Below are 20,849 nucleotides of genomic sequence, written 5' to 3'. Positions count from 1 at the left end.
GGCCCGCCCGGACCCGCGGCCCCGCCCGTCCCCGCCGGCCGCGTCCTCGACGAGATCGGCCGACGGGGACGCCGGAGGGCGGACCGCGCCGGTCCCGCGCAGGCCGGAGGTTCCGGTCGGGCGCCGGCGGAGGGTCAGGCGTCGCTGCGGGCGGCGAAGGGGCCGCCCGGGCCGAACACCCGGGCGGCGAAGCGCTCGCCCATCAGGCGGTGCGTGGCGGCGTCCGGGTGCAGCCCGTCGGGCAGCGGCAGCTCGGCGGCGTCCGCCTCGCCGTAGAGCTCGCGGCCGTCCAGCAGGTACAGGTTCGGGTCCTCGGCCGACCGCTGCCGCACGATGCGGTCCAGCTCGTCGCGGATGACGCCCAGGGTCAGCTTGCCGCTCGCCCGCTCGGCGGGGTCGCCCGCGGCCCGGAACCGGATCCTGCCGTCGCCGAACTCGGAGAAGTCCGGGACGCTGGGGCCGGGCGTGTCCTCGTGGATCGGACACAGGACGGGCGAGACGACCAGCAGCGGCACGGTCGGACGGCCCTCGCGCACCGTGTCGAGGAAGCCGTGTACCGCCGGCCCGAAGGCGCGCAGGCGCATCAGGTCGGTGTTGACCAGGTTGATGCCGATCTTGACGCTGATCAGGTCGGCGGGGGTGTCGCGCAGCGCGCGGGCGGTGAACGGATCGAGCAGCGCGCTGCCCCCGAGGCCCAGGTTGGTCAGCTCGACGCCGCCGAGGGAGGCGGCGAGCGCGGGCCAGGTCGTGCTGGGGCTCGCCGCGTCGGAGCCGTGGCTGATCGAGCTGCCGTGGTGCAGCCACCTGGCGCGCCCGCGGTCCACCGGAGGCTCCACCGCGGCGTCCGTCCGCAGGGTCACGAGCTGGGTGATCTCGTTGTGCGGCAGCCAGATCTCCACGTCCTTGGCCCGGTCGGGCAGGCCGGAGAACCGTACGGTGCCGACCGGGCCGGGCCGGGTCTCGGTGGCCCCGGTGGTCATGTCCACCAGCAGGACGTTGCCGCCGCTCACCGCCGCCTGCCGGGTCAGCCGGCCGTCGACGAGCAGGTCGTACACGCCGTCGGGCCGGGCCGGGGCCCCCACGTAGGCCGTCCGGGTGCGCAGCGCGTCCAGCTCGACGGTGGTGGCCCGCGTGCGGAAGGCGAGCCGTACGCCGGAGGGCTGGGCCTCGGCCATCGCGAGCTGTCCGTCCGCGCACTGGGCGCGGGCCCGGGCGGGCAGCCGGTGCGGGAGCACGCCGTGCTCGGTCACCTCCAGGTCCAGGGCGCCGCGCAGCAGCTCCGCGGTGACGGGCGTGGTGGTCCAGTCGGTCGCTCCGGCCGCCGTGGGGCCGCCCGGGACGCCGTCGTTCCGCTCGTTCATGGGTCCATCATGCCCCTCGGATATGTGGCCCGTACAACGGATTGTCGTACGGCGCCCGGGCGCGGGGCGGCCGCCGCGGCGGTGCGGGAGTCGTGACGCTCCCGGGCGTCCTGCTCTACCAGGGCTGGACCTACTGGGTCTTCCGCAAGCGCGTCGGCACCCGACACATCGCCGACGCCCACTAGGCCGTCTCTTTCGGATCTTGCCGGGCCCGCGACGCCTGGCAAGATCCGAAAGAGACGGCCTAGTCGGAGCTGGGTGTGGGCGACGATCAAGATCCAGGTCCAGCGGTCCGCAGCCTCGGGGGTGCGGAGTTTCGGGATGGTCCAGCCCAGGGTCTGCTTCACGAAGCGGAACGTGTGCTCCAGGTCGAAGCGGCGGAGGAACGCCTGCCAGAAACGATCCACATCGTCCGGGGTCGCGCTGGTCTTCGAGGACCATAACCACACCGGTGGGGCGTCCCGGTCTTTCGACAGGTGCTCGACCTTCAACCGAATCAGCGTTCCTTCGACCAGGGGCAGTTCACCATCGTGGTCGAGCCAGGAGGAGCGGTGGGTGAGTCTTGGATGGACGCGGTCCCACGCCTGGGTCTCGGCCTTGCCGTAGTTGGTGGTGTCGGTGACCGTGGTGGTCGCGGGTTCGGGCCAGGTCTCCGGCTTGGTGAAGCGGAACTCTGGGCCGTGCTTGGGCGGTCGGCCGTTGACGCCGTGCATCCTCGGTGGTTTCGGCAGGCGCATGACGCGGTCGGAGCGGACCCGGCCGACCAGCTCGACGGGCAGGTCGCGCAGGACCCAGGCCAGGCGGGTGACGTCGTAGCCGGCATCGCTGACGATCACGATGGCCGGGTCCCCGGCCTGCCACTGCCCCGCGGTGATGAGTCGTTCAACGACTCCTCGGAGCTGGGCGGCGGTGATCGCGGTCGCGTCGTCGATCGGTCCGAGCCGGACCGCGTCCAGGATCGCGGTCCAGGATGTGGCGCCCGGCTCCAGTGCGGCCACGAAAGAGTAGGGCCAGCCCGGGATGAACTGCGAGGCCGTTTTAGCGCGGCCGTAGACGTGACAGAACAGTCGGTCGGCTGAGCACGGCGCTGTCCGAGCGGAGCCACGGTGACACATCGACCGCCAAGACCAGGCGCCCGCCGTCGAACCGCGGCAGGGGCAGCCCTGCCAGCAGCGTCCGGAGCCGGTCGACGTCGATCCTGCCGTGGTTCAGGCCGCCGTACATCGCTCCGTGCCCACGACGGTGCTCGGGCAGAGGGGTCAAGTCCACCGGGGACTTCACCGCACCATCGGCACACAGCACCGCGTCCACCAACTCGAACAGTTCGTCGCGCCGAGCGGTCAGACACTCGTAGAACTCGCCCCGGAAGCGTGACGCCTCCGCGAACGCTTCCCTCCGAACAGCATCAGGCAGCAGACTCACCTCACGGCCTTCGTCGTGGTCACGTGCACCTTGGTCGGAGCACATGATCAGACGAAGGCCGCCCCCATGTCCGGTGATTCTCCATGTGAGCGACGCAGTTCGAGGCGCCCTTCGAGGGGACCCGAACCTCGAGCGAGTCCCTACCAACCCATGTTCTTGGCCACCTCGGCCTGGGCTGCGGCGATCTCTTCACCGGTGGACTCGATGATGTCCACCTCCTCCAGGCGTGCCAGCAAGTCTGCGAGAGCCTGCTTCTGAGCCGGGTGCGTGATCGGCACGGTGTTCAGGTCGGTGCTCATCAGCCAGTCGAACAGCACGATCGCGTCAGCACGCCACGGGCGGAGATCGACGGTTGGTGTAGACCCCCAGGGGAACCCAGTTTCCATGGAAGCATCTTGCCAGGTCAGCGCGCTGTGGCGCGTCACAGATCAACGGTCACGCGGCTGCCCGCCCAACCTTCGGCGTCGAGGTCAGAAGAAAAAGAACAAGCTGAGCACACGGGTCGAGGAGGAACTTGCCGCCGGGCACGCGGGCGAGGCCGCCCGCGAGTGGCTGATGAGTCGCTTCACGGCCGCCCCGGCCCTGCTCAGCACGCTGAAGGACCGCGACTGGCCACCAACCCAGCACGCCCTCGACACCTTGATGCTGCTCTACCAGCTCGGGGAGTTCCGGCGGCTCGACCAGCGCATTCCCGGCGGCCAGTGGCACCTCCTCGCCACCGAGGGCACGATGCCGCCACCCGTCCGCGAGCTCCTCCAGGACCTCATCAGCCAGATGGCGGCCGCTGCCCGGTCGGGGGTCGATGTCAGACCGGCCTCGTAGCGTCGAAGGCGAGGGTCCGGACCGGACGGGGCTCCGGAGGACCGAAGGAGCGGGCCATGGGCGAGATCAGCATCGAGCGACAGCACCTTGACCACCTGCTGGCCGACAGCGCGAGCACCTACGGAGCCCCCTACCAGCGGGCCTTCGCCGAGCTCGCCGAAGTGCACCGAGGCCGGCCCGTCGCCGAGATCCTCCCGTTGCTGCGCCGGGCCGCCGATCAGGCGCTGCTCGGCTTCACGGACGCGGATCTCAGGGAACAGGCGCAGGCGATCAGTACGGGCGAGCCGTACGTCCTGCGCGTCACGGTGGCCTGACCACGACCGTGCCCGTCAGACCTCCCACCACGCGGCGGTCAGGCCTTGCGCCGGTCGCGGCCGGTGTGGGCGAGAGCGTCGGCGAGCTGGTCGTGGTTCATGGACGAACGGCCCGGGATGCCGGCCGCGGCCGCCTTCTCGTACAGCTCGGCCTTCGTCAGCGCCGCCAGCTCCCGGCCCTTGGCTGCCGGCCCGGAGCGCGCCCGCTTCTTCGCGGCGGGCGCCTTCTTTCCGCCGGCCGCCCGGCCGCCGGGGGAGGCTGCCTTCTCGCCGGTGTCCTTGGGACTGCCGGCCCGCTCGACACTGGCGCGCAGGGCCTCCATGAGGTCGACGGCACCGGTCGGCTCCGCCGGCGGTTCGGCCTTCTCCACCGTCTCTCCGGCCGCCTTCGCCTTCACCAGGGCCTCGACCTTCTCGCGGAAGGAGTCGTGGAAGCCTCCGGGTCTTGGTGGCGGGGCGGTTCGGGTGCTCAGGGGTGGGTGCTGAACGGTGGTGCTACGGGCACGGGAGAGCCGTGACGAGGATGACGGACGGCTCGTGCAGCGACTGTCACGAGCGCGCAAAGCGCCGCGCTCGGCCCGGTGATCCCGCACACGTCCCCGCCGGCGCCGGGCTGGTCGACTGTGGTCCCAGTCCGATGGCCGCCCGCAGCCGGGACAGTCCACCGGCACCGCGTCCACGGTCCGCACTGTGATCCTGACCAGGCCTCCGTCTGTCTCCACCGTCTCGACCAGCACCGACGAGAGGTGCGGCAACAGGTCTGTCAGCTCGACATCACACACCACCACCCTGCCGCAGTGAGGCACCCGGCCGGGCCGAAACCGAGCAGCCGATCAACGCCTACAAAATTCGTGGAAGGCCCGTTTACTGGACAGACCCTTTCGGTGCCTCTATCACACGAAAACTGTCTTCGTCTCGGTTTCGGGAGATGTTGGCCTTTCTTTAGGGCGGGTTGGACGTTTTCTGTGAAGATGCTTTTGTTTCTTCAATTTCTTTGAGCGTAGTGGGGGTTGTGATGAGCGAATCCACCGATCGGGTGCAGCGGGTGGGGAAGCTGATAGCGGACCTGGCGGAGGATCCGGCGACTGCGGGCAAGTTCGCCTCGTGGATCAACAGCGGGCCCAACGTTGAGCTCACCTGGCCGGAGGTGTGGACGCACGTCGCCACCGAGGACTTGATCGCGCTCTCCAAGCGGGCCGACGTGGGGCTGCAAGAGGTCACCGCCCAAGTGGCCCACGAAGTACCGCCGTTCGTGGAGTCGATCGCACCCGCGTGCATCAAGGCATTCGGGGTGCCGGATGCCGACGTGCCGTCCGCTGCTGACCCTTACACCGCGCAGATCGACGCCCTGACCCTGGCGATCCGCAGTGCGGCCGACGGCCTGTCCCTCGCGCAGACCGTCGAAGGCGCCCTCACGGAGGTGGTCGAGAACCTGCAGAGTGTGCACAGGCTGACCGTGCAGAGCCTGAACGGGACGAACAGCAGCACGGGCCTGGCCTCACTCCAGGCAGAAGCGTCCCAGTGCCTGTTCGAGATCAACAGGATTGCCGCCCAGACCGACTTCAACGGCCTCCAGGTCTTTTCCCAGGAACTCGACCAGGTTGTTCGAGTAGGGGCCGACGAGGGCGAGACCCTCACCATCCACTTGCAGAAGGTGGACAGCGAGGCGCTGGGCCTGGACAGTATCGACCTCACCCTCAAGGACCACCCGGACCCCGGTCCCCTCCAACTCATCAGCACCGCGCTCGACCGCGTCGTCAGCTTCCGTGGTGAGATGGGCGCCGCCCAGAACCAGCTCGATAGCATCATCGTCAATCTCGACAACACCATCACCAACCTGTCCGCGGCCCGCGCCCGGCTCCAGGCCAAGGCGTTCGAGGCGGCGGATCCCGGTGCCCCGTCCGCCGCCGACCAGTACACCGCGCAGATCGACGCCCTGACCCTGGCGAGCGGCAACGCGGCCAACGGCGTCGCCCTCACGCAGGCCGCCGAAGACGCCCTCAAGCAGGTGGTCGAGCACCTGCAGCGGATGTACACGGTGACCGCGCAGGGAGTAAACGGGACGAACAGCAGGACGATCCTGTCACTGCTCCAGGCAGACGTCGCCCAGTGCCGGGCGGAGATCGACACGATCTCCGCCCAAACCGACTTCAACGGCATTCGCATCCTCGCCGAGGAGTCCCCCCAGGTCATCCGGGTCGGCGCCGACGAGAGCGAGATCCTCACCATCCATCTGCAGAAGACCGACACCGTCACGCTGGGCGTGGACACCGCCGATCTGACCCGGCAGGACCCCGCAGGCCCTGATCTCCTCGCCCCCATCACCACCGCGATCGACAGCGTCCACAACTACCGTGGTGCACTCAGTGCCGCACGAGACCGGCTCAGCGGCATCATCGCCAACCTCGACAACACCATCGCCGGCCTGTCCGAAGCCCGCGCCAGCGAGTCCAAGACCGCCAACCTCACCAAGAGGGAAATCCTGCAACAGACAGCCACGGAAGCGCTCCGCACACCCGGCGAAGGACCTCAGGGAATCCTGGCGCTCCTCAACACCCTCTAGTAATCCGGCCTCGTGTACGCCGCCCTGCACGTCTGCCACCCGCCCGGGACACCCCCGGCCTGGCTCACCGCGCGCGGCCCGCGCTGCGCGACCGGCGCCGCTGTCGACATCGACCAGGAGCACGCTGAGGAGCTGGCCGACCTGGTCGCCATGGCGTGGTGGGAGTGCCTCCAGGACGACCCCTCCGAGACGTTCGCCGTCATCTTCGCCGCCGCGTGCGAGGTGTACCTCCACCCTCCGCCGCAGCCGTCTACGGTCGGCTCCGTGACACCCAGGGCCGATCAGAACGGCAACCGCCCCTGCTCGGTCACCGGAAACCGGTGACCGAGCCACCACCAGGACACACCCAGAAGCCCCCGACCGCGCTCCCAGCGGTCGGGGGCTTCTGTCGTTTCGGCACCGTGTTCCGCCGGAACACGGCGCTCACGACGGGAACCGTCCCTGTCGTGCGCAGAGTAGATGTCAGTCCGGCGCGGGGTCTTGTCAGCGCGAAAGTCCCCGGCGCGGGATGGCGCCGGGGACGTTGAGCTGGCTGTCCAGACTTCCGCGTCAGCTGCTCACGTCGGGATGGGTCGTCACCCAGGTGCGCATGAGGCGCTTGCGGGTGCGGAGCCAAGGCCACCGGTGCTGTGTGCGGAGCAGGGCGTCGGCGGTCTGCCTCTCGTGCTCCGGCAGGGCCTGGTGGTCGGCGAAGTCGTAGAAGGCGCTGTCGACGAGGCTGTCTTCACCCCAGTTCACGCGATGCTGACGCTCGCGCCAGGCCCGCCCCTCCAGCTCGTGAGCGGCTGCCGCCACGGCGACGAAGGCAGCCACGACGCGGCCGCCGCCGGGTGGATGCACTACCGCGGCCTGGACCTCGTCCCCCTCAGCGACGACATCCGCAGCCGCCTGTGACCGCGCCCCGCCCCTACACCCGCGGCCTTCGCCGCGAAGGCCCCCAGCGCCGCCGCGAATCGGTCCAGCGCTCCCACGTCATCAAGCGTCGGCTCCTGGTCGCGGGCCCGGACGGGCGGCTCAGCCGCCGATGTCGCGGTTGCGGAAGTCGGCCAGGGTTTCGCGGCGGACCAGCAGCCGGGTCGTGCCCTCGTGGACCGCCACCAGGGGCGGGCGGCCGACCAGGTTGTAGCCCGAGGCCATGGACAGCTGGTAGGCGCCCGCCACCGGCACCGCCAGCAGGTCGCCCGGGTGGACGTCGCCGGGCAGCGGGACGTCGGCGGCCAGCACGTCGCCCGCCTCGCAGTGCCGGCCGACGACCGTGGCCGTGCGCGGCGCGGCCGACGAGCCGCGGCCCACCAGCCGGGGCGCGTACCGCACCCCGTACAGCGCCGGCCTCGGGTTGTCGCTCATCCCGCCGTCCACGGCCACGAACAGCCGCTCGCCCGTGCGCTTGACCGCCAGCACCCGGTACAGCGCCACCCCGGCCGGCCCGGCGATGGCCCGGCCCGGCTCCACGGACAGCCGGGGCACGGGCAGCCCGGCGGCGGCGCAGCTCTCGGCCAGACCGGTCCGCAGCTTGCGCGCCAGCGCGGTGAGGTCCAGGGCGGGTTCGCCGGGCCGGTACGCGATGCCGTGCCCGCCGCCCATGTCGAGTTCGGGCAGGGCGATCCCGTGGCCGTCGCGGACGCGCGCCATCAGGCCCACCATGCGGCGCAGCGCCACCTCGTACGACTTCACGCTGGTCACCTGCGAGCCGATGTGGCAGTGCAGGCCGGTCAGTTCGAGCTGCGGCTGGCCGAGGATCCGGGCGATGGCGTGCTGCGCGGAGCCGTCCGTGAGGGAGAGGCCGAACTTCTGCTCCTCCGTACCCGTACGGATCTTCTCGTGGCCACCGGCCGACACCCCGGGCACCACCCGCACCATCACCCTCTGGCGCCCCCGAGGCCCGACGGCGGCGGCGATGCGGGGGATCTCCGACGGGCTGTCGATCACGATCCGCCCCACCCCGAGCCGCAGGGCGGTCTCGATGTCGCGGGGCGACTTGGCGTTGCCGTGCAGGGTGATGCGCTCGGGCGGGAAGCCCGCGGTGACGGCGAGCTCCAGTTCCCCGGCGGAGCAGACGTCGAGGCCCAGCCCCTCCTCCCGGACCCAGCGCACCATCGCGCGGCAGAGGAAGGCCTTGGCCGCGTACAGGACGTCGGCGTCCGGGAAGGCGTCCCGGTAGGTGCGGCAGCGCTCGCGCACCTCGCCCTCGTCCAGGACGTAGACGGGGGTGTCGTACCGCTCGGCGACGGCCGCCAGCGACACGCCGCCCACGGACAGGCCGCCGCGCGGCAGGAGCGTGGTGGACGCGGGCCAGACGGACAGGTCGTCGGCGTCGGCCGTGACCTCGGGGAGGACGGCTACGGTCATGGTGCGATCCCCTTCGGGGTCAGACGGTCCGGGCGGCGGTCTCGGGGGTCGGCGGCGCCGACGCGGGAGGCGCCGCCGGTGGCGCGGACGCCGGACGGGCGGTGAGCGTCGGGTCGACGGTCAGCAGTTGAGCCCCGAGCGGCCGGGCCACGGCGCGCAGCGCCGGCGCCGAGAGCCGGATCCAGGGCTGCGCGTCGCCGAGCGTGGCGGCCAGCCGCTCCGCGCTGGTGAAGCCGACGGCGGTGCGCGCCCCGAGCGGGGTGCGGAAGAGGCGTACCACCACCTGGGCGGGGCCCGGCCGGGCCGGTACGTACAGGGGGCCGGCCGGGACCCGTTCCTCGGGTTCGGGATCGTCGTCGTACAGGAACAGACACATGGGCCCTCCAGGGGAACCACGAGCGGCGGGTGGGGCCCCGGTCGCGGGGAGGCGGACCGGGGCTCGCCACGAAGCTATCCCCGGTCCGGCCCCGCCCCGTACGTTGCCGGCCACCCCATGACGCGACCTTGACGGCGGGCGCACCGCTCCTGATGCGCCACTGACGCGGACCGGTCGCGGACCGGTCCGCGACCGCTCGGGGGGCCCGGCCGGCCACGGCCCGCTGGGCCGCCCGCCGCACGGCACACGGCTCCGGGGGCACCCCGTGAGTGGTCGAAAAAGTGTCGGGTTAGCATATGAGCGCCGCCTAGCTCGAAAGATAAGCCTGTGACTGTCAATGACGACTCGTTCACCAACTGGAAGAACCGCGAGGAGATCGCGGAGTCGATGATCCCGATCATCGGGAAGCTGCACCGCGAGCGGGACGTCACCGTCCTCCTCCACAGCCGCTCCCTGGTGAACAAGTCGGTGGTCAGCATCCTGAAGACCCACCGGTTCGCCCGGCAGATCGCCGGTGAGGAACTCTCCGTCACCGACACCCTGCCGTTCCTCCAGGCCCTCACCACGCTCGACCTGGGCCCGTCCCAGATCGACATCGGCATGCTCGCCGCCACCTACCAGAGCGACGACCGGGGCCTGTCGGTCGCCGAGTTCACCGCCGAGGCCGTCGTCGGCGCCACCGGCGACAACAAGATCGAGCGCCGCGAGGCCCGCGACGTCGTCCTGTACGGCTTCGGCCGCATCGGCCGCCTCGTCGCCCGCCTGCTGATCGAGAAGGCCGGCTCCGGCAACGGCCTGCGCCTGCGCGCCATCGTCGTCCGCCAGGGCGGCGACCAGGACATCGTCAAGCGCGCCTCGCTGCTGCGCCGCGACTCGATCCACGGCCAGTTCCAGGGCACGATCACCGTGGACGAGGCGACGAACACGATCATCGCCAACGGCAACGAGATCAAGGTGATCTACGCCGGCGACCCCTCGCAGGTCGACTACACGACGTACGGCATCGACAACGCCATCCTCATCGACAACACCGGCAAGTGGCGCGATCGCGAGGGCCTGTCCAAGCACCTGCGTCCCGGCATCGACAAGGTCGTCCTGACCGCTCCGGGCAAGGGCGACGTCCCGAACATCGTGCACGGCGTCAACCACGACACGATCAAGCCCGACGAGCAGATCCTGTCCTGCGCGTCCTGCACCACCAACGCGATCGTCCCGCCGCTCAAGGCCATGGCCGACCAGTACGGCGTGCTGCGCGGCCACGTGGAGACCGTCCACTCGTTCACGAACGACCAGAACCTGCTGGACAATTACCACAGCTCCGACCGCCGCGGCCGCTCCGCGCCGCTCAACATGGTCATCACCGAGACCGGCGCCGCCTCCGCCGTCGCGAAGGCGCTGCCCGACCTCAAGGCGCGTATCACCGGCAGCTCGATCCGCGTCCCGGTGCCGAACGTGTCGATCGCCATCCTCAACCTGCGGCTCGCCCGCGAGACCACCCGCGAAGAGGTCCTCGACTACCTCCGCAACGTCTCGCTGGCCTCGCCGCTCAAGCGCCAGATCGACTTCATCAGCGCCCCCGACGCGGTCTCCAGCGACTTCATCGGCTCGCGCCACTCCTCGATCGTCGACGCCGGCGCGCTCAAGGTCGAGGGCGACGACGCGATCCTGTACCTCTGGTACGACAACGAGTTCGGCTACTCCTGCCAGGTCATCCGGGTCGTGCAGCACGTCTCAGGCGTGGAGTACCCGACGTACCCGGTCCCGGTCGTCTAGAGCGGCCCGGACGGACCCGGCCCGGCCGGGTCGGCGGCGCGGCCGAGGGGCGGCGGCCGGTGCGTTCGCGCACCGGCCGCCGCCCCTTCGCGTGCCCGGACCCGGCGCCACCCGGGCCGCTCAGTCCGTCAACTCCCGCGCGTCGAGCGGGACGTGCCACGCGTTGCGGCGGCGTACGGACTCCAGCGCGCCCTGGAGCGGGCTCGGCGGCACCGCCAGGACGGGGCAGGGCGCGTGCGCCACGCAGTACCGGGCCACCGAGGGCCGCAGCACGCCGAACGCCGCCCCCAGCGGGCCGCCGCGCGCACCCGCGCCGAGCACCAGCAGGTCCCCGCCGCGGGCGGAGTCGACCAGGCAGGCCCCCGGGGTGCCCCGGACCGTCCGGCCCACGAGGACCACGCCCGCCCGCGCCGCGCCGAACGCCGCGTCGAGCGCCTCGCGGAGCCGCTCCACCGCCGCGGCACGGCACTGCCCGACGAGCTCGGGATCGCCCCACGCCCGGCCGCCGAAACCGCCGCCGGGCAACTGCCAGGCCAGTACCGCCCACAGCTCCGCGTCCCGTGCGCGCGCCTCGGCGGCCGCCCGGTGCAGGGCCGTCAGGCTGCCCGCCGAGCCGCTCACACCCACCACCACGCGCTGGGCCACCACCCGCTGGGCCACCGCCCCACCTCCGACTCCTCCGGTTCCGGATCCCATTCAACGGCCGGCGCCGCGGCCGCCGCGTCAACGCGGCGTAGGGAACGGGACCGCGGGCGTCAGGATCGCGTCAGGGGCCGTGACGGGAATCAACGGGCGCCCGGCGGCGGTTGTTTGGAAGGATGGCCGGATGTCGTTGTCAGTCACCGCGCCGCCCCGTCTCTGGACCCGCAACTTCAGCCTCTACTTCACCGCCCGCACCATGTCGGTCGTGGGCGACACCATGATCCCGGTCGCCATGGCGGTGGCCATGCTCGCGCTCGGCCACGGCGTGAGCGGGGTCGGGTACGCGCTGGGCGCCTGGATGGGGGCGTTCGCCCTCTTCGTGGTCTTCGGCGGGGTGTTCGCCGACCGGTTCCACCCCCGGCCGCAGATGATCGGTGCGGACGCCGTGCGCTGCCTGCTCCAGCTCTCGCTCGCCGGGTACCTGTGGTGGGGGCACCCGCCGCTGTGGTTCATCGTCGCCGGGGCGCTGCTCGGCGGCATCGCGACCGCGATGTTCCAGCCGGGCCTGTCCGGCCTGGTGCCGCAGGTCGCCGCCGACCCGCAGCAGGCCAACGGGGTGCTGCGGGTGAGCCAGGGAGTGGCCACCATGGCCGGGCCCGCGCTCGCCGGCGTGCTGGTGGCCGTCACCTCCCCCGCCACGGTGTTCGCGGTCGACGCGGCCACCTTCGCGATCAGCGGGATCTGCCTGGTGGCCCTGCGGCTGCCCCGTTTCGAGGCGGACCGCTCGCAGTCCACCCTGCACAACCTGCGCACCGGCTGGGACGAGTTCCGCTCCCGGTCCTGGCTCTGGGCCGTCATCCTCATCTGGTGGGTGCTGGGCGTGTTCGTCTGGGGTCCGGTCACCCCGCTCGGCGCGGCCTCCATCATCGAGGCCCACGGCAAGGCCGCGTTCGGCTACGCGGAGAGCGCCTTCGGGGCCGGCTGCGTCCTCGGCGGCCTGATCGCGATCCGCGTCCGGCCCGCCCGCCCGCTCCTGGCCGGCGGCATCGCGATGCTCCTGTTCCCGGCGATGCCGCTGGCCGCCTCGCTCGTCCCGGAGCTGCCCCTGTTGATGCTCGGGTACGGGATCAGCGGGCTCGGCTGGGCGTTCTGGGGCGTCCAGTGGGCCACCGCCGTGCAGACCCAGATCCCCGCCGACCGGCTCAACCGGGTCACGGCCTACGAGATCGCCGGCTCCATCCTGGCCGTCCCCTTCGGCCAGGTGATCGCCGGGCCCGCCAGTGCCGTCTTCGGCATCCACCGCCTGCTCATGGGGGGAGCGGTGATCGGCTTCGGCTGCGCGGTCGCGCTGCTCGTCGTACGCCCCGTGCGGCGGTTGGCCCTCGTGAAGGCGGCCTGAGGCCGACCGGGTCAGGCGGCCCGGCTGGTGGGACGGGCGGGCGCGGGAGCGGGCGCGGGCGCCGGGGGCAGTTCGGGGTCGGTCTCGGGTACCGGGTTCAGGTGCCGTTGCGGAGCCGAGTCCGCCAGCCTGTCGGGATCGAGCATGTGCTCCTCGTAGCGGCCGAGCGCGAGCATCACGCAGAGGAGGAGGGGAGGCACGAGCAGCACAGTGAAGATCACGACGGTCCCTTCGACAGGGGGCGGTCCCTCACGCGCCGGTCCGGTGGGTGCCCGGGTGCGCGGAGGGGGCGTACGTGTCAGCACAGCTGGGCGGTCGGGGCGGCGCCCGAGCGGGTGACGGGTGCGCCGCCGGACACCGGCCGGGGGTCAGTGCCCGCCCTTGGCCCGCTTCGTCTTGTCGCCGGCCTTCGCCGGCATCTCCTCGGACATGCCGGCGATCCGCTCGGACGAGCCCTCCGCCTGCATCTTCCTGTTGTCCATGGCGCTGCCCGCGGATTCCTTGAGCCTGCCCTTGGCCTGCTTCGCCTTCGCCTTCGCCTTGCTCATGGTGAGGCCGTTCCTTCCTGGGGACCGTGGAACCCGGGGACCTGGGGAGATTGGTGGCGCAAGCCCACCATGCGGCCGCGGCGGCCCCGGTGCAATCCGGGGCAAATGGGTTACTTTCCGTCACCCTCTTTTCGGTCGTTCCACGGGCTACCGCACAGGCCGGGGGATGGCCGCGCGACGGCGGGGCAGGCGCGTCGACGAGCACGGAAAACCGGTTGAATCCCGGCGGGAACCTCCCGCCCGCGCACATCCGAGGAGTTGATTTCGCGTGACCGAGCATGCATGGAGCTATCACCCGGCGTCGGGTCATCTGACGGGCGCCGACCTGACCGGCTACAAGGTCGAGGCGACGGACGGCGGCATCGGCAAGGTCGCCAAGCACTCCGACGAAGTGGACGATTCCTACCTGGTGGTCGACACCGGCGTGTGGATCTTCGGCAAGGAGGTCCTGCTGCCGGCGGGCACGGTGACCCGCGTCGACCCGGCACAGCGGACCGTCCACGTGAGCCGCACCAAGGACGAGATCAAGCGGTCGCCCGAGTTCCACCGTGAGCGGCACCTCGCGGACGCGGACTACCGGCAGCAGGTGGGCACGTACTACGGCTACAGCCCCCTGGGCCGACCGCTGATCTGACCCCCGCCCGCGCGCATCGCGGTGGCCCCGGACCGCAGGACGGTCCGGGGCCACCGTGGGCACCCGGTAGGGGCGTCCTCCGCTACCTGCCGGCGGACCGGAAGCCGCGCAGACGCAGACTGTTGCCGACCACGAAGACCGACGAGAAGGCCATGGCCGCACCGGCGATCATCGGGTTGAGCAGTCCGGCCGCGGCGAGCGGCAGGGCGGCCACGTTGTAGGCGAAGGCCCAGAACAGGTTCGAGCGGATGGTGCCGAGCGTCCTGCGCGCCAGCCGGATGGCGTCGGCCGCGGCCCGCAGGTCCCCGCGGACCAGGGTCAGGTCCGCCGCCTCGATCGCGGCGTCGGTGCCGGTGCCCATGGCCAGGCCGAGATCGGCCCGGGCCAGCGCGGCCGCGTCGTTGACCCCGTCGCCGACCATCGCGACGCTGCGGCCCTCGCCCTGCAGTCGCTCGATCACGTCCACCTTGTCCTGCGGCATGACCTCGGCGATGACCTCGTCGATGCCGACCTCCGCCGCCACCGCCCGCGCGACGGCCTCGTTGTCGCCGGTCAGCAGGATCGGAGTCAGGCCCAGGGCGCGCAGCTGGACGACGGCGTCGGCGCTGGTCTCCTTGACCGCGTCCGCGACCTCCAGCAGCGCCCGCGCCCGGCCGTCCCAGGCCACCTCCGGCCCGCCGCCTGCGCCTCGGCCCCGGCCCGCCGCAGGGGTGCGGGCAGGTCGATGGCCCACTCGGCGAGCAGCTTCGCGCGGCCGACGAGCACGGCGTGGCCGTCCACGATCCCCTGGACGCCGAGCCCGGGGAGGTTGGCGAAGTCCTCCGGCGTCGGGAGGGTCCCGACGCGCGCGGCCGCGCCGGCCGCCACCGCCCGGGCGATGGGGTGCTCGGAGGCGTGCTCCAGGGCGCCGGCCAGCCGCAGTACCTCGGCCTCGTCGGTGTCCTCGGCGGTGTGCACCGCGAGCAGGGTCATCCGGCCGGTCGTGACGGTGCCGGTCTTGTCCAGGACGATGGTGTCGACCTTGCGGGTCGTCTCCAGCACCTCGGGCCCCTTGATCAGGATGCCGAGCTGGGCGCCGCGTCCGGTGCCGACCATGAGGGCGGTCGGGGTGGCGAGCCCGAGGGCGCAGGGGCAGGCGATGATCAGGACGGCGACGGCCGCGGTGAAGGCCGCGGTCAGTCCGGCGCCGGAGCCGAGCCAGAAGCCGAGGGTGGCCAGCGCCAGCCCGATGACGACGGGGACGAACACGGCGGAGATCTTGTCGGCGAGCCGCTGGGCGGCGGCCTTGCCGTTCTGGGCGTCCTCCACCAGTCGCGCCATGCGGGCGAGTTGGGTGTCGGAGCCGACCAGGGTGGCCTCGACGACCAGCCGGCCGCCGGCGTTGAGGGTGGCGCCGGTGACGGAGCCGCCGACGGTCACCTCGACCGGGACCGACTCGCCGGTGAGCATGGAGGCGTCCACGGCGGAGGAGCCCTCGACGACCGTGCCGTCGGTGGCGATCTTCTCGCCGGGACGGACCAGGAAGCGGTCGCCGACCCGCAGTTCGGACGTGGGCAGGACGACCTCGCGGTCGCCGCGCAGCACGGTGACCTCCTTGGCGCCCAGTTCCATCAGGGCCCTGAGGGCGGCCCCGGCCTTCCGCTTGGAGCGGGCCTCGAAGTACCGGCCCGCCAGGATGAAGGCGGTGACACCGGCCGCCGCCTCCAGGTAGATGTTCCCGGCGCCGTCGCTCCGGGCGATGGTGAACTCGAAGGGGTGGGTCATGCCGGGAGTTCCGGCGGTGCCGAAGAACAGCGCCCACAGGGACCACAGGAACGCGGCCGTCGTGCCCACCGAGACGAGGGTGTCCATGGTGGCCGCGCCGTGCCGGGCGTTGGTCCAGGCGGCGCGGTGGAAGGGCCAGGCCGCGTAGGTGACGACGGGCGCGGCGAGGGTCAGCGACAGCCACTGCCAGTACTCGATCTGCAGGGCCGGGACCATGGCCATCGCGATGACGGGGACGGCCAGCGCCACGGCGGTCAGCAGCCGCTGGCGCAGGGGCCGCAGCTCGTCCTGCCCGTCGTCGGCCCCGCCGGCGCCGGTGTCCGGCGGGCCGCCGGCGGGGGCGCGCACCGGTTCCCGGGCGCTGTACCCGGTGGCTTCGACGGTGGCGATCAGTTCGGCGACGGAGATGTCCGCGTCGAAGGTGACGCGGGCCTTCTCGGTCGCGTAGTTGACGGTGGCCTCGACCCCGTCCATGCGGTTGAGCTTCTTCTCGATGCGGGCCGCGCACGAGGCGCAGGTCATGCCGCCGATGGCGAGCTCGACCTGGGCGGCGCCGGGAGTGAGGGTGGTCATGGATGCTCCTCGTTCGAGCGCGAGCGGGGCCGGGGGCGGGGCCCGGTGGGCGGGCTGGCCGGCGGCCGGTGGTTCGGGGGCGGTGGCCGGACGGCGGATCGGCGGGCCGGCGGATCGGCGGGCCGGCGGATCGGCGGGCCGGCGGATCGGCGGGCCGGCGGGCCGACCGGTCCGCCGGCCTGTCAGTCCGCCGGTTTGCCGGTCGGGTCGTTCGGGTCGTTCGGCCGGTGGGCGGTCTGCCGGTGTGTCGGGCCGGGCTCAGGCGCGGCCGGTCAGTTCGTATCCGGCGTCGCCGACCGCCGCCGCGACGGCGGAGTCGTCGGGCGCGCCGGCCGCGGTGACGGTGACCAGTCCGCCCGCCACGTCCACGTCCACGCCGAGGACCCCGTCCAGGGCCCCGACCGACGTGCTGATGGCGGTCTCGCAGTGGCCGCAGGTCATGCCGGACACGCGGTAGACCGTGGCGGTGCCGTCGACGACCGCGGTGACGGTGGTGGACGCTCCGGCGCCGGTGCCGCAGCCGCCGTCGGGAGCACAGCAGGAAGACATGGGCTTCTCCTTGATCGATCCAGATACCCTGTGGGGGTATCTGGGGCCGGCCTCCAGATATACCCCCGGTGGGTATCTGGCGCAAGTGTCGACCCCCGCTTGACTTGATACCCCCCGGGGGTATTGTGAGCCGGGGAGGCCGCCGCACGCGGCCCTACGTCGTACGGGAGACAGCCATGAACACCGGAGTCAGGATCACCGCCTTCGCCGCCGCGCTCGCGGCCGCGTTCGCCGCCGCGTACGGGGTCGGCCGCGGCGTCGGCCCCGCCGGAGCCCCGGCCGCGCCGGAACACGCCGGGCACGCGGCGCAGGCGCGGCCGGGGGAGCAGGGGCCGGCGGCCGGCGGTCTCCACGAGGCATTCGCCCACTTCGAGCCGTCGGCTCCCGGCGCCGAGCGCGTCACGCCGGGAGCCGACCTGTCGGTCCCCGGCGCGTACGCCCCGAACCCGCTGCCCCCGCCCGCCGAGGCAGCCAACTACCGGGAGGCGCCGGCCGGGACCCTCGACCCCGGCACGGCGGGCGAACCGGAGCTCACGGTCAGCAAGGACGGCAGGCCGGTCACGGACCTGGAGCCGTACCTCGGCGCGTACGGCCACCTCGTCGCCCTGCGCGACAGGGACCAGGCCCACCTGCACGTCCACCCGAACGAAGGCGGCCCCGGCCCCGAGGTCTCCTTCACGGCGACGGCCCCCGGCGCCGGGTCCTACCGCCTCTTCCCGGACTTCCGGCACGGGAGCGCGGTCCGCACGGCCGCCTTCACCGTCCGCGCGGGCACCGCGACGGCCGCCGCACCGGAGCCCGCACGGACCCCCTCGTCCCAGCCGCCCGCCTCCGGCGCGGGGGAGTCGTCGGGCGACCACTCCCACTGACGGCGAGCAGTCGATTCGGAGCGCTGCTCCGCATCCGGATCGGCGATCCGGAGCGGGTGGATTCGGAGGGCGCCCCGCGGCTGCCCGCGGGATCAGCCCCGGTCGATGTGCACGCTGGTGGACTTCACCCGGGCCGTGGCCCGCATGCCCACCTCCAGGCCCAGCTCCTCGACCGCCTCCCGGGTCAGCAGCGACACCACGCGGTGCGGTCCGGCCTGGACCTCGACCTGGGCGGACACGTCGCCGAGCCGGATCCCGGTCACGATGCCGGGGAAGGCGTTGCGGACCGAGGTGTACGGGGCCTCCTCGCCCTCGGCCCCCTCCTGCGCGGCCTCGACGCAGAACGCCGCCAGGTCGGGGCCGTCGATGATGCGGCGGTTCCCCTCCCGCCGGGTGGGGAAGCGGTCGGCGTCCGCCCAGCGGCGGGCCGTATCGGCGCTGACGCCCAGCAGCCGGGCCGCCTGGCCGATCGTGTAGGACTCCATGGCGCCACCCTACTGGCGCCGACCCGGGCCCCGGCCCCGGCCCATGCCCGGGCAGGTCGGACGCCGCCGGGCCCTCCCGACGGTCCCGTCGCCGTGCGCTGGCGGGAGCGGGGGGCGTGGTGTCCGCTGGAGGGGTGAGCCCTCTCTCCGGTCGCGGCTGGCGGGCCGGACTCTCCCCGGCCGCGGGCGCCGCCGTCATGGCCGCCGGCATCCTCTCCGTGGGCCTGCACCTCATCGGGCGGGAGGCGCTGTCGCTGGTCGCCCTGGCCGTCGCGGGCTCCCTGTGGCTGCTGCTGGGCGCGGAGTTCACCGCCCGGCTGGCCGGCGACCGCGGCCGGTTCCGGGCCGACGCGGACACCCCGGCCGGTCTGACCGCCGTCGCCGCCACCACCGTGATCGGCTGCCGGGTCTCCGAACTCGGCCGACAGGACGCCTCCGCCGCACTCCTGGTACTGGCCGCGGTGCTGTGGCCCGGGCTGACGTACCACGTCGTACGGCACTGGCGGCGCCGGATGCCGGGGGTGGCCTTCCTCGTCTGCGTCGCCACCCAGGGCCTGGCCGTCCTGGCCGCCGTTCTCGCCGCAGCCCTCCGCCTGCCCTGGCTGGACCGGGCGGCGCTGGCCGCCTTCTGCCTGGGGCTGCTGCTCTACGTCCTGGCGCTCGCCCATTTCGACCTCCGCGAAGTGGCCGGCGGCGCGGGCGACCACTGGGTGGCCGGCGGTGCGCTCTCGCTCTGCGCCCTGACCGCGGCCAAGCTCACCGCGTCACCCGTCTGGACCGGGCCCGTCCACACGGCCCTGCGCACCGCCGCGCTGGCGACCCTCGCGCTCTCCCTCGCCTGGTACGCCGTGCTCCTGGCCGCCGAGGTGCGACACCCCCGCACGCACTACGACGTCCGCCGCTGGGCCACCGTCTTCCCGCTCGGCATGACCGCCACCGCCTGCCTCGCCGCCGCGCAGCCGACCGGGATCGGCTGGCTGCGCCCGCTGGGCACGGCCCTGCTCTGGATCGCCGTCGCCTCCTGCCTGCTGACCCTCGCCGCCCTGCTCAGCTCCCGCCGCGCCCGCCGCCCCCCGCCGGCGCGCTGAGCTCCGTACGCTTCCACCAGCCCAGTACCGCCACCCACGCCAGCAGGACCACCGCCGCCAGCAGCGCCCACCGGGACCCGTGGCGCAGCATCAGCAGCCCCCCGCACAGCGCCCCGCACGCCAGCGCCGCGACCGACACCAGACGCCGTACGGACGCCGCTCCCCACGGATCGGCGGCCAGCCCCGTCAGGGTCCGCGTCACCACCGTGGTCGTCAGGTCGGGCACGCCCAACCGGTGGACGACGGCGTTCTGCAGCCCCATCCCCACCGCCAGCAGCGCGATGACCGCGAGCCGCCCGGCCCCGCCCGCCGTCAGCACGAGGGCGCAGCCCACCAGGGCCGCCTGCACCCCCACCAGCGGGCCGAAGACCCGCCGCGCCCTGCGGCCGGGCAGCAGCCGGCCGGCGGCCAGGGCCCCGGCCACGAACGCACCGAGCGACAGCAGGGTGGCCGGCACGGACAGCGAGCGGTCCCCGGCGACCGCGAAGCCGAGGAGGACCACGTTGCCCGTCATGTTGGCGACGAAGGCGTGGTCCAGGCCGAGGTAGCTGACGGCGTCGACCAGCCCGCTCACGAAGGTGAGCAGCACCAGCAGCGGCGGCAGCACCCCGTGGGGGCCGCCCGGGCCCGCCCGCCCCGCCGCACCCGGCCCGCCCGCGCCCGGAGGCCCGGGCGGGAACAGCAGGGCGGCCGACCGCCGCAGCACGCCGCGCCTGGCACCGGCCCCTGACGTCATGCCCGTCCCTCCCGGCCCGCGGCCCCGGCCCGTCCGTCGCCGCCCGCCGTCCCCTGTGGCGGACGCGGTGTCCGCTCAGTAGGGTCCCGGCATGGCCTATACGTTTCAGGTGACCATCGACTGCGCCGACCCGCACCCGCTCGCCGACTGGTGGGCCGACGCCCTGGGCTGGGAGGTCGAGCCGAGCGACGAGGCGTTCATCCGCGGCCTCATCGCCGCCGGCCACGCGACCGACGCCGACACCACCACCCACCGCGGCACCCTGGTCTGGACGGTGGGCACGGGCATCCGCCACCCCGAAGGACCGGAGCGGGCGCCCCGCATCCTCTTCCTGCGCGTCCCGGAGCCGAAGACCGTCAAGAACCGGGTCCACCTCGACGTGCGCGTCGGTGAGGAGGACATCGCGACCGTGGTCGAGCGGCTGGTGGCGAAGGGCGCCACCTTCCTGCACGAGGGCCGCCAGGGTCCCTCCGTCTGGACCACCATCGCCGACCCCGAGGGCAACGAGCTCTGCATCAGCCACGGCTAGGCCGTCCGAGGCAGCCGGCACGGCGCACGGCCGGGACACCACCTCCGGCGGGC

23 protein-coding genes and 2 pseudogenes are annotated in these 20,849 nt (G+C 73.0%); 11 read left to right on the top strand and 14 right to left on the bottom strand.

Annotation, left to right across the window (positions count from 1 at the left end):
• Nucleotides 1-134: 134 nt before the first annotated feature.
• The 3 genes and pseudogenes from CP968_RS04225 to CP968_RS04215 form a co-directional block, all read right to left on the bottom strand.
• The gene (locus CP968_RS04225) at nt 135-1,361 is read right to left on the bottom strand and encodes a GDSL-type esterase/lipase family protein (RefSeq protein ID WP_150521709.1); all 1,227 of its coding nucleotides are present in this window, start codon (nt 1,359-1,361) and stop codon (nt 135-137) included.
• A gap of 57 nt (nt 1,362-1,418) precedes the next feature.
• Nucleotides 1,419-2,783, bottom strand: a pseudogene (locus CP968_RS34645) (NF041680 family putative transposase); the annotation flags it as partial.
• Between the two features lie 140 nt (nt 2,784-2,923).
• Complete coding sequence (locus tag CP968_RS04215; RefSeq protein WP_229886295.1) at nt 2,924-3,208, bottom strand: hypothetical protein; 285 nt, start codon at nt 3,206-3,208, stop codon at nt 2,924-2,926.
• A 130-nt stretch (nt 3,209-3,338) separates the two neighbouring features.
• Here CP968_RS04215 and CP968_RS04210 point away from each other — a divergent pair, with 130 nt between their 5' ends.
• Both CP968_RS04210 and CP968_RS04205 read left to right on the top strand, forming a co-directional pair.
• On the top strand, nt 3,339-3,605 hold the full coding sequence (locus CP968_RS04210; RefSeq protein ID WP_150516698.1) for a hypothetical protein: 267 nt from the start codon (nt 3,339-3,341) through the stop codon (nt 3,603-3,605).
• A gap of 56 nt (nt 3,606-3,661) precedes the next feature.
• Complete coding sequence (locus tag CP968_RS04205) at nt 3,662-3,919, top strand: hypothetical protein (protein WP_150516697.1); 258 nt, start codon at nt 3,662-3,664, stop codon at nt 3,917-3,919.
• 38 nt (nt 3,920-3,957) lie between these two features.
• Here the strand turns inward: CP968_RS04205 and CP968_RS04200 are convergent, their stop codons facing one another.
• The gene (locus CP968_RS04200) at nt 3,958-4,317 is read right to left on the bottom strand and encodes a hypothetical protein (protein ID WP_150516696.1); all 360 of its coding nucleotides are present in this window, start codon (nt 4,315-4,317) and stop codon (nt 3,958-3,960) included.
• A 617-nt stretch (nt 4,318-4,934) separates the two neighbouring features.
• Here CP968_RS04200 and CP968_RS04190 point away from each other — a divergent pair.
• Entirely contained in the window at nt 4,935-6,482 is a 1,548-nt protein-coding gene (locus CP968_RS04190; protein WP_150516695.1) for a flagellin N-terminal helical domain-containing protein, read from the top strand.
• A gap of 12 nt (nt 6,483-6,494) precedes the next feature.
• Entirely contained in the window at nt 6,495-6,806 is a 312-nt protein-coding gene (locus CP968_RS04185) for a hypothetical protein (RefSeq protein ID WP_150516694.1), read from the top strand.
• 225 nt (nt 6,807-7,031) lie between these two features.
• Here CP968_RS04185 and CP968_RS04180 read toward each other — a convergent pair whose 3' ends face one another.
• Nucleotides 7,032-7,220, bottom strand: coding sequence for a hypothetical protein (locus CP968_RS04180; protein ID WP_150516693.1), 189 nt, complete (start codon nt 7,218-7,220; stop codon nt 7,032-7,034).
• Nucleotides 7,221-7,223: 3 nt separating this feature from the next.
• Here CP968_RS04180 and CP968_RS34005 point away from each other — a divergent pair, with 3 nt between their 5' ends.
• Nucleotides 7,224-7,376, top strand: a complete 153-nt coding sequence (locus CP968_RS34005; RefSeq protein ID WP_167536754.1) for a hypothetical protein — start codon at nt 7,224-7,226, stop codon at nt 7,374-7,376.
• A 120-nt stretch (nt 7,377-7,496) separates the two neighbouring features.
• On the opposite strand, the gene lysA is transcribed toward CP968_RS34005, so the two are convergent.
• Both lysA and CP968_RS04170 read right to left on the bottom strand, forming a co-directional pair.
• Nucleotides 7,497-8,831: a diaminopimelate decarboxylase gene (gene lysA / locus CP968_RS04175; protein ID WP_150516692.1), complete on the bottom strand. Its 1,335-nt coding sequence runs from the start codon at nt 8,829-8,831 to the stop codon at nt 7,497-7,499.
• A gap of 19 nt (nt 8,832-8,850) precedes the next feature.
• Nucleotides 8,851-9,207, bottom strand: coding sequence for an SAV_915 family protein (locus tag CP968_RS04170; protein ID WP_150516691.1), 357 nt, complete (start codon nt 9,205-9,207; stop codon nt 8,851-8,853).
• Nucleotides 9,208-9,534: 327 nt separating this feature from the next.
• Here CP968_RS04170 and CP968_RS04165 point away from each other — a divergent pair, with 327 nt between their 5' ends.
• A complete protein-coding gene (locus tag CP968_RS04165) occupies nt 9,535-10,980 on the top strand; it encodes a glyceraldehyde-3-phosphate dehydrogenase (protein WP_150516690.1) in 1,446 nt (481 codons plus the stop codon).
• A gap of 120 nt (nt 10,981-11,100) precedes the next feature.
• Here the strand turns inward: CP968_RS04165 and CP968_RS04160 are convergent, their stop codons facing one another.
• Complete coding sequence (locus CP968_RS04160; protein ID WP_150521707.1) at nt 11,101-11,625, bottom strand: universal stress protein; 525 nt, start codon at nt 11,623-11,625, stop codon at nt 11,101-11,103.
• A 181-nt stretch (nt 11,626-11,806) separates the two neighbouring features.
• Between CP968_RS04160 and CP968_RS04155 the strand changes: the two genes are divergently transcribed.
• Complete coding sequence (locus CP968_RS04155) at nt 11,807-13,021, top strand: MFS transporter (RefSeq protein ID WP_150516689.1); 1,215 nt, start codon at nt 11,807-11,809, stop codon at nt 13,019-13,021.
• A gap of 11 nt (nt 13,022-13,032) precedes the next feature.
• Here CP968_RS04155 and CP968_RS04150 read toward each other — a convergent pair whose 3' ends face one another.
• Entirely contained in the window at nt 13,033-13,242 is a 210-nt protein-coding gene (locus CP968_RS04150) for a hypothetical protein (RefSeq protein WP_150516688.1), read from the bottom strand.
• A gap of 147 nt (nt 13,243-13,389) precedes the next feature.
• On the bottom strand, nt 13,390-13,569 hold the full coding sequence (locus tag CP968_RS04145; protein ID WP_150516687.1) for a CsbD family protein: 180 nt from the start codon (nt 13,567-13,569) through the stop codon (nt 13,390-13,392).
• A 268-nt stretch (nt 13,570-13,837) separates the two neighbouring features.
• Here CP968_RS04145 and CP968_RS04140 point away from each other — a divergent pair, with 268 nt between their 5' ends.
• Complete coding sequence (locus CP968_RS04140) at nt 13,838-14,203, top strand: PRC-barrel domain containing protein (RefSeq protein WP_150516686.1); 366 nt, start codon at nt 13,838-13,840, stop codon at nt 14,201-14,203.
• A gap of 82 nt (nt 14,204-14,285) precedes the next feature.
• Here CP968_RS04140 and CP968_RS04135 read toward each other — a convergent pair.
• A pseudogene (locus tag CP968_RS04135) lies at nt 14,286-16,540 on the bottom strand (heavy metal translocating P-type ATPase).
• A 258-nt stretch (nt 16,541-16,798) separates the two neighbouring features.
• The gene (locus CP968_RS04130) at nt 16,799-17,089 is read right to left on the bottom strand and encodes a cation transporter (RefSeq protein ID WP_150516685.1); all 291 of its coding nucleotides are present in this window, start codon (nt 17,087-17,089) and stop codon (nt 16,799-16,801) included.
• 176 nt (nt 17,090-17,265) lie between these two features.
• Between CP968_RS04130 and CP968_RS04125 the strand changes: the two genes are divergently transcribed.
• Nucleotides 17,266-17,958: a hypothetical protein gene (locus CP968_RS04125; protein ID WP_150516684.1), complete on the top strand. Its 693-nt coding sequence runs from the start codon at nt 17,266-17,268 to the stop codon at nt 17,956-17,958.
• Between the two features lie 92 nt (nt 17,959-18,050).
• Here the strand turns inward: CP968_RS04125 and CP968_RS04120 are convergent, their stop codons facing one another.
• Complete coding sequence (locus CP968_RS04120; protein ID WP_150516683.1) at nt 18,051-18,443, bottom strand: TOBE domain-containing protein; 393 nt, start codon at nt 18,441-18,443, stop codon at nt 18,051-18,053.
• A gap of 134 nt (nt 18,444-18,577) precedes the next feature.
• Between CP968_RS04120 and CP968_RS04115 the strand changes: the two genes are divergently transcribed.
• A complete protein-coding gene (locus CP968_RS04115) occupies nt 18,578-19,531 on the top strand; it encodes an SLAC1 family transporter (protein WP_229886292.1) in 954 nt (317 codons plus the stop codon).
• Here CP968_RS04115 and CP968_RS04110 read toward each other — a convergent pair.
• Complete coding sequence (locus tag CP968_RS04110; RefSeq protein WP_150516682.1) at nt 19,491-20,267, bottom strand: YoaK family protein; 777 nt, start codon at nt 20,265-20,267, stop codon at nt 19,491-19,493. The two genes, CP968_RS04115 and CP968_RS04110, sit on opposite strands and share 41 nt — an antisense overlap.
• 91 nt (nt 20,268-20,358) lie before the next feature.
• On the opposite strand from CP968_RS04110, the gene CP968_RS04105 reads away from it, so the two are divergent.
• Nucleotides 20,359-20,796, top strand: a complete 438-nt coding sequence (locus CP968_RS04105) for a VOC family protein (protein ID WP_150516681.1) — start codon at nt 20,359-20,361, stop codon at nt 20,794-20,796.
• Nucleotides 20,797-20,849 lie beyond the last annotated feature (53 nt).

Origin of the sequence: Streptomyces subrutilus (assembly GCF_008704535.1) — a bacterium.
Lineage (GTDB): Bacteria > Actinomycetota > Actinomycetes > Streptomycetales > Streptomycetaceae > Streptomyces > Streptomyces subrutilus.
The sequence above is the reverse complement of the archived record's forward strand: the minus strand, read 5'-3'. Positions and strand labels throughout refer to the sequence as shown.